The following is a 17643-nucleotide window of genomic DNA, read 5'->3' on the forward strand; positions in this document are numbered from 1 at the left end:
TCGCTCAAGCCGGGGCGCGAAGGAAAAGAAAAAGGCCGGATCGGAAAAAACCGACCCGGCCGCTTGCTCGATATGAAAGGCAAAGGCCGTCTAGGCCATTTTTTTCTTGGCGAACTGGAGCATCTTGGACGCTTCCTTGAAGTTCGGATTGATTTCCAGCGCTCGCTGTGCGGCCTGTCCCATCTTCTTCCACTTCTTCCAGTCGTAATAGAGTCTGCCCACGTTGAAATGCAGATACTCGTCGTCGGAAACGATGGCCAGCGCCTTGAGGTAGTACTTTTCAGCGGTCTCGAAATCGCCCATCTTACGCAGCACCATGCCGATGCGGTTGTACAGGAAGATGGCGTTGGGATCGTCGCGAAGGGCCTCGTCCAACAGCTTGAAGGCGTCCTGATACCGTTCGGCCTTCAGGTAGCGGTCGGCAATGTCCGCCTTGAGGTCGGAGTCCGTGCCGAACTCCTTCACCAGCTGCTCGAAAACCGCCTGCGCCTCGTCGTACTCTTCCTTGTCGAGGTGATCCTGCCCCTTCTGAAGCTCGTTCTCCTTGCGCTTCTGCATGGCGGCGAGATCTTCCTTGGCCTCGTCCGTCACCTGCTCCTGAAGCGCCTTGAGCAGCTCGTTCATGGAGTTCAGGAGCGCCTTCTCGTTGCCCGGCTCGTACTTGATGACCAGCGGGTAGACCTTGCGCAGGTTCGCGTCGGCGTTCAGCGCGTAGGTCGCCTCACGGATCATGTGTTCGAATTCCTGACGCTCCCCCTTCATGAGGGATTCCTTGAGCATGCCGAGCACGGCGTCGCGAACGGCCTGCACCGCGGGCATGTACTTGCCCTTTTTCAGGGACGAACTGACCGAGTGCAGCTTCTTTCTGCTGTTGATGAGCGAATTGGACATGAGCGGCTCCAGCCTCTGTTTGACCCTTGCGGGCTATTTGCCCGTCTTTTCGCGCACCATTTCCCGGAAACGGCTGAAGAAGTAGCGGCTGTCGTGCGGGCCCGGCGCCGCTTCCGGATGATACTGGATGGCCAGAATCGGCTTTTCCTTGTGCGCGAATCCCTCAAGAGTATCGTCGTTGAGGTTCCGGTGGGTGGGTTCAAGGAAATCCAGTCCGGCTATATCTACGCAAAAACCATGGTTTTGGGAAGATATTTCAATTTTTCGCGTGGTCAGGTCCATAACCGGATGGTTGCACCCGTGATGGCCGAATTTGAGCTTGTAGCTCTTGGCGCCCATGGCGAGGCCGAGAATCTGATGCCCGAGGCAGATGCCTGCCACGGGGTGGTCTTCGGTGAGATCCCTTGCCGCTTCCACCGCGGTCTCCACTGCGGCCGGGTCGCCGGGGCCGTTGGAGAGGAAGATGGCGTCCGGGCTCAGGTTGCGCACTTCGGCGGCGCGGGCGCTGGAGGGCACCACGAGGAGATCGAAGCCCTGCTCGGCCAGCAGACGTAGAATGTTGAACTTGACCCCGAAGTCGTAGACCGCGAGGCGCGGGCCGCTGCCCTGCCATTCGGCCTGATCGATGGACTCGAAGAATCTGGGCCGTCCGTCCACCCACGCGAAGGGGCGGTCGGAGGAGACGCCGTCGGCGAGGTTCAGGCCTTCCATGTCGGGCTGGCCCTGGGCGCGGCGCACCGCTTCCTCTTCCGTGATGTCTTCGGTGGTGATGTAGCCGCGCATGGCCCCGTTCAGACGCAGGTGACGCGTCAGGGCGCGGGTGTCGATGCCCTCGATGCCCGTCACGCCGTTTTCGCGCAGGTAGTCCGGCAGCGACGAGGTGGCGCGCCAGTTGCTCGGGACCTTGCAGCACTCCTTGACGATGAGTCCCGCCGCCTTGACGGACAGCGACTCGACGTCCACATCGTTCACCCCGTAGTTGCCTATGAGGGGATAGGTCATGCAGACGAGCTGTCCGTTGTAGGACGGGTCGGTGAGAATCTCCTGATACCCGGTCATGCCGGTGTTGAAGATCACTTCGCCGCCGGTTTCGCCTTCGCCGGTGAAGGAGGTCCCGTGAAAAATGGTGCCGTCTTCAAGGGCAAGGATAGCTTTCATCTATTCCCTCTCAAGGATTGCGGTTACTGTCTCAAGGTCTTCGGGCCGGTCCACGCCGTGGCAGGCGTGTGCGGTTTCGGTCACGTGGATGTCTATGCCGTTCTCGAGAAAACGCAGCTGCTCAAGCCGCTCCCGTCTTTCCAGCGGACTCGGCCTCAGCTCGCCGAAGCGCATCAGCGCCTGCATCCTGAAGGCGTACAGGCCGATGTGCAGATGGTAGTCCCCTCCGGCACCGTCGCGGTCGAAAGGAACCTTCGCCCGCGAGAAATACAGTGCGCGTCCGTCCGCCGAGACCACCGCCTTGACGCGGTCCGGGCTGTCGGCCTCATCCGGCGCCATGCGGGCGGCCAGCGTGGTGACCATGGCGCGGCAGCGGCCGAAGGGACGCAGCAGGTCGTCGATCATGCCCGGATTGAGGCACGGCTCGTCCCCCTGGATGTTCACGACCACGGACTCCGGGTCGGCCTCGATCTTTCTCGCCGCCTCCAGCACTCGGTCCGTGCCGCTGGCGTGCTCGGAAGCAGTCATGACCACCGGCACCTCGTGCCGCGTCGCAGCCTCGAAGATGCGCTCATCGTCCGTGGCCAGCGTGACGCTGGTCAGGGCTTCGCACCGCCGCGCCCGACTCCAGACGTGCCAGAACATCGGTTTTCCGAGAATCTCCGCAAGGGGTTTTCCCGGAAACCGCGACGATTCATAGCGTGCGGGAATTATGGCGTGACATTCGGGAAAGGTGCTCATGGTTCCATCCGCGCGATGCCCGTTTACTCGTTAATGAGGAATTGGGCAAGCCGTTTGCGGACGGCCTCCGCGCCGCCCGTGCGTGATCGAATGTACTCTGCCGCGGCTTTTGCCGTGCCTTCACGATCATCCGGAGCCGAAATCGCCTCCAGAAGCAGTTTCAGAACCTCGTTTTCGTCCCCCGCAACACTCACAAGGCCGGATTCGACGATTTCGCCGCCCACCCAGTGAAAGCTGCTCCAGTATGGCCCTGTCACCGGACGCAGCCCGCAGGTCAGCGGCTCCAGAAAATTCTGCCCCTTCAGGCGCGGGTCGAGGCTGCCGCCGACGAACACCGCGCTTGCCCGGGAGTAAGCCGGAATCAGCTCCCCGAAGGTGTCCCAGAGAATCACCGTCCCCGGCTTCACCGGCCCGTCCGCCTCCGAGCGGGCGACCCATTCGGCCCCGAGCTCGTCCAGCCGCTCCCGCCAGCGCTCCAGCCGCTCCATGTGACGCGGGAACAGCCCTGTCACGGCTTGGGGAGCCCTGCGCCGCAGCCCGTCCAGAAGGGCGTCGATGCGCTCTTCCTCCTGCTCCCGCACAGAGCCGAGCACCACGAACGGCGCGTCCTTCGGCAACAGGTCCGGCAGTCCGCCGCCGTCCGGACAGGAAAACCCCGCTCCGACCATGCGGTCGAACTTGATGTTCGGCATGACCGAGACCCGCCCATGGCCGAAGAGGGTGCCGAAACGCGACGCGTCCCGGTCGGAGACCGCCATGACCGCGTCCGGCGCAAGGTCCCGGAACAGGCCCGGCCACGTCAGGTATCCCGCCAGACTGCGCGGGTTCATGCGCCCGTTGGCGAGAAGCACCGGCACGCCTCGGCTGCGACATTCCGCGAGAAAGCCCGGCCATATTTCGGTCTCCAGCAACAGCGCCAGTTTCGGCCGCACCGCGTCAAGCGCCTTCCCCATGACCCGGGGCGCATCGAACGGGAACATGCGCACCTGCACGGAGAGCCCGGCGCCGGAGCCGTGCACGTCGTCCGCCAGCTTGGCGAGGATGTCGCGGCCCTGACGGGTGTTGGTGGTGCACAACACGCGAAGCGGTCTGTCGGCCCACGGGCTCTTCATGCCCGAAAGGATCTCCCGCGCCAGATATGCCTCGCCCGCGCTGGCGGCCTGAATCCAGACGTCGGCACGGGCGGGGGCGCCTGCCTGAAGCGTGCGTTCGTCCCAACCGTCGCGCAGGCGGCCGTTGGAGCGCAGCAACGGAACCGCGGCCTTCCACAGCAGCGAATAGGCCCTCATGGCGGCCCGGACACTGCGCCGCATCAGCCGCGCTCCCGCATCCCGGTGCGGATCAGCTCGGCGATGAGTCCCTCGAAAGTCAGGCCGAGCTCGGCCGCGGCCTGCGGCAGGAGGCTCGTGGGCGTCATGCCCGGAAGCGTGTTGACCTCCAACAGCCAGGGCTGCCCGTCGCTCAGGATGAAATCCGCACGGCTGTATCCCGTGAGCCCGAGGGCCTCATTGGCCACAAGCGTCATGCCCTGAACGGCTTCGGTCACCTCGTCGTCCACGGGCGCGGGACAGATTTCCTCGGCCCCGTCCGCGTCGTATTTGTTCGCGTAGTCGAAAAATTCGGACCCCGGCTTGGGGTTGATCATGATCAACGGCAGCGCGCGGCCGCCCAGCATTCCACAGGTCAGCTCCACGCCCGGCATGTACGGCTCAATGATCGCCTCGTCACACAGGTCGAACACACCGTTGACCGCGGGCAGCAGCTGCTCCGGATCGCGCACCAGCCCCATTCCCACGCTGGAGCCGCCGCAGTTCGGCTTGACGAATACCGGCAGCTCAAGCTCGCATTGCCACGACTCGTCGGGACGCGACGTCACCAGCTGCCAGTCCGGCGTGAGAATCCCGGCGCGACGGAACAGCTGCTTGGAGGCGGCCTTGTTCAGTGCCATGAAGGATTCGGCCGCCCCGGCTCCCTGATACGGGCAGCCCACGGCGTCGAGCATGGCCTGCACCAGCCCGTCCTCGCCGGGGGAGCCGTGCATGTTGATGAAGGCGAATTCCGCCTCTTCGGCGGCCTCGGTGATGGTGTCGAATTCGAGTGCAGGGTCGAGAAAGCGAACCGAGTGCCCGAGATTCTCCATTGCGGTGTGTATCTTGCGGGCGCCTGAGAGCGAGACTTCACGCTCGCTGGACCAGCCCCCGGCTATCAAGAGTAAGTTCATTCAGATCAACCTTGAGTTTGGTGGAAAACATGTTCTCAACGGCAACGACCTGATCGTGCATGATGTGCATGCGCTGACGAATCAGATCGGATTTTCCGTAACGGTCGAGCAGGTCCTCGAAACGGTCGTCGATGTCCACCAGACGGTCGTGCGTGACCCGCTTGTCACCGTAAAGCACCGCAAGTTGCAGGAAATAGCGGCCAAGGTCCAGATCGAAAGGCCAGAAGACGTGATGCGTGACGCCGGATGCGATGTACGGGTTGCCCGTCATCTCCGCCGCCCACGCGCCGCCGAGCTGGCTGTGGTTGCCGCCATGGACGATGCAGTACGTCTTGGCGATGTCGTGCAGGAGCGCCGAAGCGCGCACCGCCTCGACATTCGCCTCCATGCCGACATCACGGGCGCGACGCGCAAGAAACGTCGCCACACCGGCCACCGCCATGCTGTGCTCGCGGATGTTCTCCAGCATGTCGGTGCGATCCCAGATCGCGAAACACGCCGCATCATCGGGCACAGGCAGCTGGCCGCAGTCGGCCCCGGGCGGGACCGGCAGCTCGCGCCCCGGAGGAAAACTGTACTTGTTCTTGACGCCTTTCATCTGCAGAAATCCGTCGCTGTTCAGGTTTGACTCAAGCTATCAGCCGCCGGGCGAAAAATAAAGACTCATTCCGCAACACCCCGAACGCAGGTCGATTCCGCAAGATTCACAACATGCCGAAACCATGAATTCCTTCCGGACTCCCCCATGCCGAAATCTCTCAATTTCGTTGGAGTGAGCGGGTTATAGCCATTTTCCTCTTGAAATTTTCCTCACCGGGGTTTACATGGGGAGTCGGCCATGGGACTTATTCGTTGTACCCGTGGTTTTGTTTCGAGGTAACAACCTTTAGGAGGAAAAAATGGCTGTTGTCGAATTTCAGGGCAAGACTTTCGAAGTGGACGAAGACGGCTTCCTGCAGCGCTTCGAAGACTGGACCCCCGAATGGGTGGACTACGTCAAGGACACCGAAGGCATCAAGGAACTGACCGAAGACCACCAGAAGGTCATCGACTTCCTGCAGGACTACTACAAGAAGAACGGCATCGCTCCGATGGTCCGCATCCTCTCCAAGGTCACCGGCTTCAAGCTGAAGCAGATCTACGAGCTGTTCCCCTCCGGACCCGGCAAGGGAGCCTGCAAGATGGCAGGCCTGCCCAAGCCCACCGGCTGCGTCTAAACCTGACGGCAGTACAAGTGGAATCCCAGCGGGAACCGAAAGGTTCCCGCTTTTTTTGTCCGCCATCCGGGAGCCCTCCGTGGGCTTGAGAACCCTTTTGCAAAAGGGTTCTTAAAAATCTCCCAAAAGCCTTTGGCCTGCCAAGCCGCATTTGCCTCTCTGAAAGCCTAAGCTCATAGGCGGCTTCGCGGGGAGCGGCAAACGGCGGTTGTTGGTCATAAGCGACGGGAAGCCCTTAGGAGTTTAGAACAGATCATCCTAGAAATGCACATATGAATCCATCAGCGGGATTACAGCGCACGGTTCATGCCGCAACCACTCTGACAACCCGGGCCACGGCACTTTTTTTGACTCCTGTCACGGCCACGGCTTTCTGACAGTGTCTTATTGCCGCCATTGCCCGTCCGCAGAATGGCCCGGCCAGAGAGACTGAGTGACTGGCTGGCCCCCTTTCAGATTCTCTGTGTAAGAACGGCTTTGCCGGAGACGATGGTTTCCAGTGCGATCGGATGCCTCTCGTATTCCCGGACCCGGACGAAGTCGGCCATCAGCCCAATTTCAATGCGTCCGCGGTCATGAAGGCCAAGCATGCGGGCCGGATTTGCAGTAACGAGGGCGATGCACTCTGGAAGAGAAACCCGCTGAGTCCTATGCAAATGAAAAGGGGCGAGGAGCAGGCTTCCCGGGACATAATCCGAAGCCAGTACAGTCAGATGGCCCGCCTGAAATACCGCCAGCGCGGAAACATTGCCGGAATGAGACCCGCCGAGAATCACATTGGGCGCTCCCATCACGACATCCATGCCCGCCGCTCGGGCTGTGGCGGCCGCCGCTTTTGTGGTGGGAAATTCGCAAATGGCGATCCCCTCGCCCAGTGCCTGCCGGACATGGCTGTCGAAAGCGTCGTCATGGGATGCCATAGGGATACCAAGTTTGCCGCACCTGTCCACGATCGCCGCGCGCTGTTCCTGCGCATGCCTCCCCTGCTCCCGCTTGAGTCTCTCGACCACCTCCGCAAACTCTTCATCGTTCCAGCCCTGATCCGAATGGTATTCCCGGAATTTTCCTTCGTCGCGAAACTGCCGCTGCCCGGGGGTGTGGTCCATGAGGGAAGCGAGCTTCACCAAGGGATTGTCGAGGTGACGGTCGAGAATGCCGGGAGTTTTAGGGTCGGCGGTTTCACAGCGCAGATGCAGCAGGTGACGTGAGCAGAAAAGCCCCTCCCGTTCTCCTTCCGTCACCGCTGCAATGCAGTCGTTGAACATTCGACGCCGGGTCTCTTCCTCCGGAAAAGCCTCGGCACAGATGGAGTCGAGCGCCGTAGTGATGCCGCATCCGCAGAGCAGGGCGTCATTGGCCATGGCCGCGGAGAGCGCGGAGGGCCAGTAGACGCCGTGGCGCGGGGTGAACTGCCGCTCGAGGCTGTCGGTGTGGACATCAACCAGACCGGGAATGAGGTAATCGCCCGCCATGTCTACCGTGTGGCTGCCGCTAGCCCGGCATGGGCCGCTGTCAATCGCTGTTATGACGCCGTCCGCAACGCGGACCGAACCGTGGATGATTTCGTTTTCGGTGACGATGCGGGCGTTGGTGTAAGTCTTCTGAATCATGCTTCCTCCGAATCGGGACCCATATGCCGTCTCGACGATTCCGCCAAGCCGTTCGGCAAATACTCGCAGACTTGTAACGTGGGGGACAGGTTCTCATGACTCGTCGGCATACCAATCGTGGCAATTTGTATGCTCAAGGAGGGACGCAATGACAAAAGACAGACAGCCGCTCTGGAAAAGGGTTCGCGAGGAACTGGTCCGGGACATACGGCACGGCACGCTGTATCCGGGCGAACTTCTGCCAACCGAAAAGAAGCTTTCCGAGCGGTTCGAGGTGCATCGCCACACCATACGCCGCGCGCTTCAGGAGCTGCGGGAGTTGGGGCTGGTCCGAACGGATCAGGGCCGCGGAACCGTGGTCCTGGAGCAGCCGTTCGAATACAAGATGGGCCGCCGCACCCGTTTCAGCGAGAACATGAGCCTGAACAGCCTTCAAGCGCGAAGCCACTTCCTTTATGGCGACGTTGTTTCCGCCTCGGAGATCGTGGCTGACCGGCTGGAGATATCGCCAGGAAGCAAGGTCAACTACATAGAGATGTACGGTGAGGCCGAGGGCAAGCGCGTCTTCGTGGCCTCGCAGTACGTGCCGTATCCCGACATGGAGGACCTCATCCGCGTTTTCAAGGAGACCGGCTCCATGACGCGCTCCTACGCTCGGTACGGGATTCACGACTATTTCCGAAAAGTCAGCCGCATCAGCACCCGCATGGCCAACGCCGAGGAAACGGCCCATCTCAAACTACGCCAGAAGCAGCCGCTTTTGGTTGTGGAATACGTAAACGTGGACCGCAGGGGCAAGCCCATAGAGTTCGGCATCACCCGGTTTCTGGGCGACCGGCTGGAGATCGTGGTCCAAGGGAATCAGGGACTCTGACGGGGGCTCTTCGTCGCGTCACCGGGACGAAACCGAGGTTAACGCAACCGTTACGGAAAGCGTAGACAAGTGCCGTGGGTTGTCTGTTCTGAAAACCTTTCGAGGGCATATCATGGGCCGAACTTCCGGACGGACCGGGAGACCCTGCATGCATGGAATCACGACGGAGCCGGACCCCTGTCCGGCGGAGTACAAGGATACGCAACCGAAGGAGGCTCGGACATGAACCGCTGTAAAACGATCTTCGCCGCTGTACTGGCGACCCTGATGACATTGACCGCCACCGCGGCGCTGGCCGGAGAGATTCTGGTCTATACTGCCCTCGAGGATGACGAGATTCCCGTCTACATGGACCTTTTCAAGAAGGCGCACCCGGATATCGAAGTCAACATCGTGCGTGATTCCACCGGGATCATCACGGCGAAGCTGTTGGCGGAGAAGGACAACCCGCAGGCCGACGTGGTCTGGGGCACTGCCGCCACCTCTTTGATGCTCTGCAATCAGGCGGGCATGGTGGAGCCTTACGCTCCCAAATACATCGACAAGGTTGTCCCCTCCATGCGCGACAGCCGCAAGGTGCCGCACTGGGTAGGCATCAAGGCGTGGATGACCGGTTTCGTAACCAACACCATCGAAGCCGAGAACCTCGGGCTGTCCGTGCCGCAGTCTTTCGCCGACCTGATCAAGCCCGAATACGAGGGGCAGATCATAATGCCCAATCCGGCATCCTCCGGCACCGGCTTTCTGACCGTCTCGGCCATCCTCCAGCTTATGGGCGAGGAAAAGGGCTGGGGCTACCTCGACAAACTGCACGAGAACATTCTGCGCTACACCCACTCCGGCTCCAAGCCCGCCAAACTTGCCGGCGCCGGCGAGGCCCCCATCGGAGTTTCCTTCGGGTATCGCGGTTTCATGCAGAAGGACAAGGGCGAGCCCGTGACAACCACCTTCCCCGAGGAAGGTTCCGGCTGGGACGTGGAAGCCAACGCGTTGATCAAAAAAGATTCCATCAAGGCCGATGCCAAGACCTTCCTCGACTGGGCCATCAGCCCGGAAGTGATGAACGCCTACGGCAAGATCTATCCGGTCACCGCCTACCCCAGCGGCAATCCGGTCCCGGACGGGTACCCGGCCAACCCCGAAGCCCAGATGATCAAGAACGACTTCGAGTGGGCAGCCAAGAACCGTCAGCGGATCCTCAAGGAGTGGAGCCGCCGCTACGACGGCAAGAGCGACCCCAAGTAACAAGACAAAGATAAACGCAGCGCCCGGGGCGGTTCAGCCGGGCCGGGCGCTGCAAGGGTGACGATAATCATGACCACCGGCAATCAAGACTACTTACGCGTCGAAGGCGTTACCAAGCGCTTCGGCTCGTTTACCGCCCTGAGCAACGTCAGCTTCTGCGCAGGCAAGGGCGAATTCATTTCCATTCTCGGCCCCAGCGGTTGCGGCAAGACGACCATGCTCCGGGCGGTGGCGGGTTTGGAGCGACAGGACGAAGGACGGGTGTTGATTTCCGGACAGGACGTTTCCCATCTGCCCGTCTCCAAACGCCATGTGGGCATCGTCTTCCAGTCCTACGCGCTTTTTCCCAATCTTTCGGCCCGGGACAACATTTCCTACGGTCTTGTGCGCAGCGTCAAGAGCGGCCGTGCGGTCAACACGCGGGTTGACGAGCTGCTGAAGCTGGTCGGCCTGAAAGGGCTGGGCAGCAAATACCCCGGCCAGCTTTCCGGCGGACAGCAGCAGCGCGTGGCATTGGCCCGCGCCATGGCCCTGTCTCCCAACCTGCTGCTTCTCGACGAACCGCTCTCCGCTCTCGACGCACAGGTTCGTGTCATGCTCCGGACCGAAATCCGGGCCCTGACGCAGCGGCTCGGCCTGACGACCATCATGGTCACTCACGACCAGGAAGAGGCCTTGACCATGGCTGACCGCATCCTCGTGATGAAGGACGGCGAGCTGGTTCAGAACGGCAGCCCGGCGGAGATTTACGAAGCTCCCGAGTCGCCCTTTGTGGCGTCGTTCATCGGCTCCATGAATTTCATCAGTGGCAGGTACAACCGCGAACGCGGGATGTTCTCCAAAGGCTCGGTGAACATGCGTGTGAGAGCGCCGGCCTCCTCCAAAGGAGAGGTCGTTGCTGCCATCCGCCCCGAGGACGTGCTCGTGAGCACCAACGGTGAGAGTGGCTCCAACGTCTTCGAAGTTCACGTCAGGCACGTGGAATACAGGGGACCGATCTACAGGCTCTCGCTGGACCTGCCGCTCGGCCAGGCCGAGTTTGCACCCATCATCGCCGAGATGCCTGCGGAAAAGGTCAGGCGGCTGAACATGACCCCAGACACGCGAGTGAAGGTCGTGCTCCCGGCCGAGCGAGTTCGCCTTTTCGATGCGGAGCAGGCGTAGCCATGGCGGGCGTGACCATGAAAGAATCATTGGCTCCGGTCGCCTTCGATGCCGAGACGTGGCTCAAACGCGCATTGATCCTTCTGGTTTCGGCGTGGCTCGTGGCGGTGGTGATCCTGCCACTGTTCCAGCTGCTCTCCAAAAGTTTGCTGGACAACGAAGGGAATTTCGTTGGGCTGATGAACTATTTTGAATACTTCAGCACTCCATCACTCAGAGATTCCATCGGCAATTCGCTGTTCGTTTCCCTGACCACCACGGCCATATCGGTGAGTCTGGGTTTTCTTTTCGCTTATGCCTTGACGCGAACGAACGTCCCGTTCAAAGGCGCGTTCAGGGGCATCTCCATGATGCCCCTGTTCGCCCCGACCCTGCTCAACGGCATCGTGCTCATCTATCTCTTCGGCAGAAAGGGGCTGATAACGCAGGGCTTTTTTGGGGCCATCCCCGGATTCGACATCGGCCTGTACGGAGCCACGGGCATCATCATCTCCGAGGTGATCTTCACCTTCCCGCAGGCCATGCTGATCCTCTCGGTGGCCCTGCGGATGACCGACGCGCGGCTGTACGAAGCGTCAGATTCCCTCGGCGCCTCCAAGGTGCGGACATTCTTCACCGTAACCATTCCTGGCATCAAGTACGGGCTGATCAGCGCTGTCTTCGTGTGCTTCATCCTTGCCTTCACGGACTTCGGAGCGCCCAAGGTGGTGGGCGGCAACTTCAACATCCTCGCCACGGACATCTACAAACAGGTCATCGGGCAGCAGAACTTCGTCATGGGCGCGGTGGTTTCCGTGGTGCTGCTGGTGCCCACGGTGCTGGCGTTCGTGGTGGACCGTATCGCCCAGCGCAGGCAGGTGGCTCTCATTCAGGCCAAATCCGTGCCGCTGGTGCCGAAGCGGGACAAGGTCGTGGACGGGGTGTACCTCGGCTATTGCCTGTTGGTCGCGGCGCTGATCCTCGGGTTCTTCGGAACGGCCATCTACGCCTCACTGGTCAAGGTCTGGCCTTACACGCTCGACCTCGGGTTCTGGCATTATGAATTCAGAGGCACCGGGGGCGGCGGGTACGAGGCGCTTTTCAATTCCGTCCGCATGGCCGTATACTCTGCCCTTGCCGGAACCGCGGTCACCTTCGCCAGCGCGTACCTCATCGAAAAAACGCGGGGCATGCGCTCCCTGCGGCAGGCGAACTACTTCCTGTCCATCATGCCGCTGGCCCTGCCGGGGCTGGTTATCGGGCTGTCCTACATCTTCTTCTTCAACGCGCCGGGCTGGGACGTCTTCGGCCTGACCGTCCCCAATCCGTTCAACTGGTTGTACGGCACCATGGCCATTCTGGTGCTTTCCAACATCGTCCACTTCTATTCAGTGAGTTTTCTCACAGCCACCACCGCCCTCAAACAGCTCGACAATGAATTCGAAACGGTATCGGAATCCCTCGGCGTGCCATTCTACGTCACGTTCTTCAGGGTGACGGTGCCGGTCTGCCTGCCCGCCATGCTGGAGGTCGCCATGTACTACTTCGTCAACTCCATGGCCACGGTCTCTGCGGTAATCTTCCTGTATTCCGCGGATACGCCGCTGGCCTCGGTTGCCATCGCCAATATGGACGACGCGGGTGACATCGCCCCGGCCTGCGCCATGAGCGTGCTGGTTGTATTCATCAACATCGTGGTGCGGCTGCTTTACGGCGTACTGACCAAAGGAATGAAGCGCCGGACCCAGCGCTGGACCGTGCGGTGATCTGAAGCCGTCAAAGACGCACAAATGTAACAGCTTGTACGGACAAATCCGGGAATTTGTCCGTTCGACTCCTCGCAGGGGGGAGTATGATTTCCATGGCGGTGGAAAACGGCCGCCCATGTTCTAAAACCTTCGCCCCGGCCTTGCCGGGATGACACTGGAGCAAGACCAGATGCAGACCTTCATCCGAAACAAAACGTATACCGACCCTCTCCAGGCCGTTGTGCTCGACTGGGCCGGGACCGCCGTGGATTACGGCTCCGTAGGACCGGTCGCCGTGTTCGTGCAGGTCTTCGCCGATCAGGGCGTGGACGTGAGCTGGGCCGAGGCCCGCAAGCCCATGGGACTGATGAAACGCGATCACATCGTGGCCATGTGCGAGGACCCGTCAGTGTTGGAGAAATGGCGTTTCACCAAGGGCGCAGGCCCAACCGAGGCTGATATCGACGTCATGTACCACAATACCGAGCGGCTCATGGTGGAGTGCATCGCGCGTCACTCCGACCCCATACCGGGCGTGCTGGACGCCGTGAAAGAGCTTCGTGAAATGGGGCTCAAAATCGGCTCGTGCACCGGCTACACCGGCCCCATGATGGACGTCCTCGCTCCCGTGGCAGCGGAGAAAGGCTACATTCCGGACACCATCGTGACTTCCACCGACGTTCCGCGGGGCCGTCCGTTTCCGTGGATGTGCCTGCAAAACGCCATCAACCTCGAAGTCTACCCCATGGAAGCCATGGTCAAGGTGGGCGACTCCCTTAGCGACATACAGGAGGGACTCAACGCAGGCATGTGGACCATCGGCCTGACTCGCTCCGGAAACGCCATGGGCCTCACCCTCGAAGAAGACCGCGCAATGACTGAGGGCGAAATGCAGCAGCGCATCAAGGCGGTCGAAGAAACCTTCATGCGGGGCGGCGCCCACTATACGGCCCAGACGCTGGCCGAGGTCCCTGCGCTGGTGCGCGTCATCAACGAGCGCCTGTCCCTCGGCGAAACCCCCGCACCCTAGGAGATCGGATGCGACACAGGGATGCGCCGCGCCTCACCGAAGGCGACGTGAACCTCTCCCCGAACCGTCGCAGGTGGCGGGAGGAGCTCGGCCCGGAGACAAGAGACCTGCTGGAACGGGATGCAGACTGTTTTCTGCACCAGTCCCTCTCCACGCCCTGCCTCGACGTTCTCGAGTCGTGCTCCCGCAGCACCGTGAGAGATATTGACGGTCGGGAGTTTCTGGACTTCCACGGGAACTCGGTCCATCAGGTCGGATATGCCAATGAGCATGTCATGGCCGCGGTGCGCCATCAGCTTGAGAGCCTGCCGTTCTCCCCGCGCCGGTTCACGAACCGTCCCGCCGTGGAACTGGCCGAGAAACTCGGTGCGCTGGCCCCGGAGGATCTGGATAAGGTGCTGTTTGCCCCGGGTGGCACGTCAGCGGTTGGCATGGCCCTCAAGCTGGCGCGCAAGGCCACCGGCAGGTTCAAGACCATCTCCATGTGGGACTCCTTCCACGGCGCGTCTCTCGACGCCGTCTCGGTGGGCGGTGAGGCCCTTTTCCGCTCCGGAATCGGGCCCTTGTTGCCAGGGACGGAACACGTCCCGCCTGCAGAACCGCGAAACTGCATCTGGAACCCCGGCGGCGACTGCGCCGCATGCGACCTGCGCTGCGCCCGGTACGTGGACTATGTGCTGGAGAAAGAGGGAGACGTGGCCTGCGTCATCGCGGAGCCTGTGCGCTGCACCACTATCAATCCGCCTCCGCCGGGGTACTGGCGGCTGGTGCGGGAGGCTTGCGACCGTCACGGTGCGTTGCTCGTCTTCGACGAGACCGCTGTGTGCCTTGGCCGCACAGGCACCATGTACGCCTTCGAGAATTTCGGGGCGGTCCCGGACATCGTGACCCTTGGCAAGGGTCTGGGAGGGGGCGTTTTCCCGCTGGCGGCGATTGTGGCCCGGCGCGGACTCGACTGCGCCGGGGATGTGTCGCTGGGACACTACACCCATGAAAAGAATCCCGTCGCCTGTGCCGCTGGCCTTGCAGCCGTGGAATACATCGAGAACCACGGGCTGCTGGAGCGCACCCGCCACCTTGGAACCGAAACGCTTGCCGCGCTCGGGACCCTCGCGGACCGCCACTCGTTGGTGGCGGACGTACGGGGTGTCGGCCTCGCCATGGGGATGGAGCTGGCTCGCGAGGACGGTTCTCCTGCCGAGGATGAGGCCGACCGCGTGCTGTACGCCTGCCTGCGGCGGGGCCTGAGTTTCAAGGTTTCCGGAGGCAATTTCCTGACCCTGACCCCGCCGCTGACGATCAGTGACGCAGAGATGCGCCGCGCCCTCGCCGCGCTCGACGAATCCCTCGCCGAAGTCGGGGCGGAACGAGACACCAACCGTTATGAGGACTGAATCATGAACGTGAAGAATCTGCCTGACAATCCCTACGTGCTGCTGACCCCCGGCCCCCTGTCCACCACCAAGAGCGTCAAGTCCGTGATGCTGCGCGACTGGTGCACCTGGGATGATGACTATAACGCCATCGTACAGGACATCCGCGCCCGTCTCGTGGAGCTGGCGGGCGGCGAAGGGCTTACCGCGGTGCTCATGCAGGGAAGCGGCACATTTTCCGTCGAGGCGACCGTCGGCACGGTCGTGCCGAAGGACGGCAAGCTGCTGGTCGTGGCCAACGGACACTACGGGAGACGCATCGCTCTTATCGCTGAGCGCCTCGGCATGAACCTGCGGCTGCTCGATCTGGGCGAAACGGGGCGTGCCGAGCCGCACGCCGTGGCCGAGGCTCTCGACGCGGACCCCGACATCACCCACGTGGCGGCGGTGCACTGCGAAACCACCACCGGCATGCTCAACCCGGTAAAGGAGATAGGTGTCGAGGTCGCGAAGCGCGGCAAAAGCTACATTATCGACGCCATGAGCAGCTTCGGCGGCATCCCCATGAACATGGACGACCTGCACTGTGACTATCTCATCTCGAGCGCGAACAAGTGCATTCAGGGCGTTCCGGGTTTCGGGTTCGTGGTGGCCCGCAGGAGCAAGCTGGAACAGTGCGCGAGCAACGCCCGGTCGCTGAGTCTCGACCTGTATCACCAGTGGCACGAGATGGAGCAAAAAAACGGCAAGTGGCGCTACACCTCGCCCACGCACGTGGTGCGCGCCTTCTCGCAGGCGCTGGACGAGCTGGATGCGGAGGGTGGCGTGCAGGCGAGGTTCGAGCGCTATTCGCAAAACCATCGGACGCTGGTGGACGGCATGCGGCGCCTGGGTTTCTTCTGCCTCCTGCCGAATCAGTGGCAGTCGCCCGTCATCACCTCGTTCAGGAACCCGGAACATCCGGACTATGATTTTCGCCGATTCTACGGGGAACTAAAAAACCGCGGCTGGGTCATCTATCCCGGCAAGGTCACCTCGGCGGACACCTTCCGCATCGGCAATATCGGCGACGTGGACCCTGACGGCATGAAAACGCTGATCCGTGCCGTCGAGGACTCAATGTACTGGAACCATCAGGAGCAAGCATGAAGATTCTCTGTCTCGGCGGCGCGGGCCGCATCTGCCGGGAGGCCGCGCTGGACGTAGCCGAACATACCGACTTCCAACTGACGATAGCTGACATCGACGAAGCTGCCGGACGCGACGTCGCGGCCGCCATGGGAGACGGCCGGGCCGATTTCGTGCAGGTCGACCTTTTCGACGAAGAAGCCGCCGTCGAGATCATGTCCGCCTATGACGTGGTCATGGACGGCACCACCATCTCGTTGAACGACCGTTCCACCCGCTGCATCGCCCGCGCGGGCTGTCACGGGATCAACCTCAACGGCTTCGGCGACGAATACGAATACGACGAGGTTTTCCGCATGAAGGGGAAAATCCACGTGCCGGGATTCGGCATGACGCCGGGCACCACCAACATGATGGCCAAACACGCCTGCGACGCCATCGATACGGTGCACTCCGTGCGCGTGAGCCACGGCGCGTTCCGACCCATTGCGTTCTCGGCGTCCATAACCGAAACCACCACTTACGAGTACGATCCCGAGCTGCCGGGGCGCGTCGTATACGAGGGCGGGGAATTCAAGCAGGTCCCGCCGTTTGCCAGACCAAGGGACATCGCCCTGCCGGAGCCCTATGGCACACACCCGCAGTACATCATCCCCCACTCGGAAACCGTGACCCTGGCCGAGTATCTCAAGGACAAAGGCGTGCAGCTTATCGAGGTGCGCGGAACCTGGCCCCCGAAGAACATGCTGCTGGTCAAGGCGCTGTATGAGTGGGGTTTCATGAAAAACGACCCCGTGAAAGTCAATGATGCAGAGGTCGGCGTCATGGATGTCATCGGCACCTACCTTCAGAGAAGCGAACAGGGAACGACCACCGAGCTTTACGGGTACGCCCTGCACGTGGAGGTTGAGGGAGAGCTCGACGGTGAAAAGGTCCGCCACACCCTCACGCATACGCACCCGGCCTCAGACGGTTCTGTTCCGGGATGGGAGGGGCTTCGCGCCTACACCCGCAACGTGGGCATTCCCATGGGCATCGGTGTCAAACTTATTGCCGAAGGCCGCTCCCGGAACATCGGAGCCGTTATCCCCGAGTACGCCTTTGATCCGCAGGATGTGTTCCGCGAGTTGAAGGCCCGTGACATTCACATTCATGAAAGCGTGGAGCGCATCGAAGAATTCGACTGGAAAGCTGAATAGCCTATCAAATTCCGACTCCGTTTTTTTGCCGCTTTGATGCCGCCCTCATGCCGTGTTCACGGTCT

The 17643-nt window shown here is 61.6% G+C and carries 16 protein-coding genes; 9 read left to right on the forward strand and 7 right to left on the reverse strand.

All coding sequences use genetic code 11. The features are described from left to right. Positions 1 to 90: 90 nt before the first annotated feature. The 6 genes from BR24_RS05725 to BR24_RS05750 are packed head-to-tail and all read right to left on the reverse strand — an operon-like array spanning position 91 to position 5609. Positions 91 to 891 (reverse strand): tetratricopeptide repeat protein, encoded by an 801-nt coding sequence (locus tag BR24_RS05725; protein ID WP_496540532.1) that lies wholly within the window; start codon positions 889 to 891, stop codon positions 91 to 93. A 33-nt stretch (positions 892 to 924) separates the two neighbouring features. Beyond that, a complete protein-coding gene (carA, locus tag BR24_RS05730) occupies positions 925 to 2049 on the reverse strand; it encodes a glutamine-hydrolyzing carbamoyl-phosphate synthase small subunit (protein WP_496540533.1) in 1125 nt (374 codons plus the stop codon). Next, positions 2050 to 2790, reverse strand: a complete 741-nt coding sequence (gene kdsB / locus BR24_RS05735; protein ID WP_496540534.1) for a 3-deoxy-manno-octulosonate cytidylyltransferase — start codon at positions 2788 to 2790, stop codon at positions 2050 to 2052. 23 nt (positions 2791 to 2813) lie between these two features. Continuing rightward, on the reverse strand, positions 2814 to 4103 hold the full coding sequence (locus tag BR24_RS05740; protein WP_496540535.1) for a 3-deoxy-D-manno-octulosonic acid transferase: 1290 nt from the start codon (positions 4101 to 4103) through the stop codon (positions 2814 to 2816). Next, positions 4103 to 5011: a D-alanine--D-alanine ligase family protein gene (locus BR24_RS05745; protein WP_496540536.1), complete on the reverse strand. Its 909-nt coding sequence runs from the start codon at positions 5009 to 5011 to the stop codon at positions 4103 to 4105. Before BR24_RS05745 ends, BR24_RS05740 begins: the two co-directional genes overlap by 1 nt. After that, positions 4968 to 5609, reverse strand: coding sequence for an HDIG domain-containing metalloprotein (locus BR24_RS05750; RefSeq protein ID WP_496540537.1), 642 nt, complete (start codon positions 5607 to 5609; stop codon positions 4968 to 4970). Before BR24_RS05750 ends, BR24_RS05745 begins: the two co-directional genes overlap by 44 nt. Before the next feature lie 301 nt (positions 5610 to 5910). Here BR24_RS05750 and BR24_RS05755 point away from each other — a divergent pair, with 301 nt between their 5' ends. Further along, entirely contained in the window at positions 5911 to 6228 is a 318-nt protein-coding gene (locus BR24_RS05755) for a TusE/DsrC/DsvC family sulfur relay protein (RefSeq protein ID WP_018123293.1), read from the forward strand. Positions 6229 to 6680: 452 nt separating this feature from the next. Here the strand turns inward: BR24_RS05755 and BR24_RS05760 are convergent, their stop codons facing one another. Beyond that, complete coding sequence (locus BR24_RS05760) at positions 6681 to 7838, reverse strand: alpha-D-ribose 1-methylphosphonate 5-triphosphate diphosphatase (RefSeq protein WP_496540538.1); 1158 nt, start codon at positions 7836 to 7838, stop codon at positions 6681 to 6683. Positions 7839 to 7986: 148 nt separating this feature from the next. Here BR24_RS05760 and phnF point away from each other — a divergent pair, with 148 nt between their 5' ends. The 8 genes from phnF to BR24_RS05800 all read left to right on the forward strand — a co-directional run bounded on the left by phnF (position 7987) and on the right by BR24_RS05800 (position 17578). Then, positions 7987 to 8712, forward strand: coding sequence for a phosphonate metabolism transcriptional regulator PhnF (phnF, locus tag BR24_RS05765; RefSeq protein WP_496540539.1), 726 nt, complete (start codon positions 7987 to 7989; stop codon positions 8710 to 8712). 222 nt (positions 8713 to 8934) lie between these two features. Beyond that, complete coding sequence (locus BR24_RS05770) at positions 8935 to 9957, forward strand: putative 2-aminoethylphosphonate ABC transporter substrate-binding protein (protein WP_496540540.1); 1023 nt, start codon at positions 8935 to 8937, stop codon at positions 9955 to 9957. 69 nt (positions 9958 to 10026) lie between these two features. Continuing rightward, positions 10027 to 11121, forward strand: coding sequence for an ABC transporter ATP-binding protein (locus BR24_RS05775; protein WP_496540541.1), 1095 nt, complete (start codon positions 10027 to 10029; stop codon positions 11119 to 11121). Positions 11122 to 11138: 17 nt separating this feature from the next. Further along, the gene (locus BR24_RS05780; protein WP_496540542.1) at positions 11139 to 12866 is read left to right on the forward strand and encodes a putative 2-aminoethylphosphonate ABC transporter permease subunit; all 1728 of its coding nucleotides are present in this window, start codon (positions 11139 to 11141) and stop codon (positions 12864 to 12866) included. Between the two features lie 151 nt (positions 12867 to 13017). Further along, on the forward strand, positions 13018 to 13878 hold the full coding sequence (gene phnX / locus BR24_RS05785; RefSeq protein ID WP_496540543.1) for a phosphonoacetaldehyde hydrolase: 861 nt from the start codon (positions 13018 to 13020) through the stop codon (positions 13876 to 13878). 8 nt (positions 13879 to 13886) lie between these two features. After that, positions 13887 to 15272 carry a (R)-1-hydroxy-2-aminoethylphosphonate ammonia-lyase gene (gene pbfA / locus BR24_RS05790; protein WP_496540544.1) on the forward strand — a complete coding sequence of 462 codons (1386 nt, stop codon included), beginning with the start codon at positions 13887 to 13889 and terminating at the stop codon, positions 15270 to 15272. 3 nt (positions 15273 to 15275) lie between these two features. Beyond that, entirely contained in the window at positions 15276 to 16400 is a 1125-nt protein-coding gene (locus BR24_RS05795) for a 2-aminoethylphosphonate--pyruvate transaminase (RefSeq protein WP_496540545.1), read from the forward strand. Then, a complete protein-coding gene (locus tag BR24_RS05800) occupies positions 16397 to 17578 on the forward strand; it encodes a saccharopine dehydrogenase family protein (protein ID WP_496540546.1) in 1182 nt (393 codons plus the stop codon). The genes BR24_RS05795 and BR24_RS05800 overlap by 4 nt, the downstream gene beginning before the upstream one ends. Positions 17579 to 17643: the final 65 nt, after the last annotated feature.

It is taken from the genome of Pseudodesulfovibrio halophilus DSM 5663, assembly GCF_059568665.1.

Coding starts and splice junctions, on each gene's coding strand:
- kdsB (WP_496540534.1), bottom strand. CDS start 2,790: ATGAGCACCTTTCCCGAATGTCACGCCATAATTCCCGCACGCTATGAA.
- BR24_RS05750 (WP_496540537.1), bottom strand. CDS start 5,609: ATGAAAGGCGTCAAGAACAAGTACAGTTTTCCTCCGGGGCGCGAGCTG.
- BR24_RS05775 (WP_496540541.1), top strand. CDS start 10,027: ATGACCACCGGCAATCAAGACTACTTACGCGTCGAAGGCGTTACCAAG.
- phnX (WP_496540543.1), top strand. CDS start 13,018: ATGACACTGGAGCAAGACCAGATGCAGACCTTCATCCGAAACAAAACG.
- BR24_RS05755 (WP_018123293.1), top strand. CDS start 5,911: ATGGCTGTTGTCGAATTTCAGGGCAAGACTTTCGAAGTGGACGAAGAC.
- BR24_RS05745 (WP_496540536.1), bottom strand. CDS start 5,011: ATGAACTTACTCTTGATAGCCGGGGGCTGGTCCAGCGAGCGTGAAGTC.
- BR24_RS05795 (WP_496540545.1), top strand. CDS start 15,276: ATGAACGTGAAGAATCTGCCTGACAATCCCTACGTGCTGCTGACCCCC.
- BR24_RS05780 (WP_496540542.1), top strand. CDS start 11,139: ATGAAAGAATCATTGGCTCCGGTCGCCTTCGATGCCGAGACGTGGCTC.
- BR24_RS05800 (WP_496540546.1), top strand. CDS start 16,397: ATGAAGATTCTCTGTCTCGGCGGCGCGGGCCGCATCTGCCGGGAGGCC.
- carA (WP_496540533.1), bottom strand. CDS start 2,049: ATGAAAGCTATCCTTGCCCTTGAAGACGGCACCATTTTTCACGGGACC.
- BR24_RS05725 (WP_496540532.1), bottom strand. CDS start 891: ATGTCCAATTCGCTCATCAACAGCAGAAAGAAGCTGCACTCGGTCAGT.
- phnF (WP_496540539.1), top strand. CDS start 7,987: ATGACAAAAGACAGACAGCCGCTCTGGAAAAGGGTTCGCGAGGAACTG.
- pbfA (WP_496540544.1), top strand. CDS start 13,887: ATGCGACACAGGGATGCGCCGCGCCTCACCGAAGGCGACGTGAACCTC.
- BR24_RS05740 (WP_496540535.1), bottom strand. CDS start 4,103: ATGCGGCGCAGTGTCCGGGCCGCCATGAGGGCCTATTCGCTGCTGTGG.
- BR24_RS05760 (WP_496540538.1), bottom strand. CDS start 7,838: ATGATTCAGAAGACTTACACCAACGCCCGCATCGTCACCGAAAACGAA.
- BR24_RS05770 (WP_496540540.1), top strand. CDS start 8,935: ATGAACCGCTGTAAAACGATCTTCGCCGCTGTACTGGCGACCCTGATG.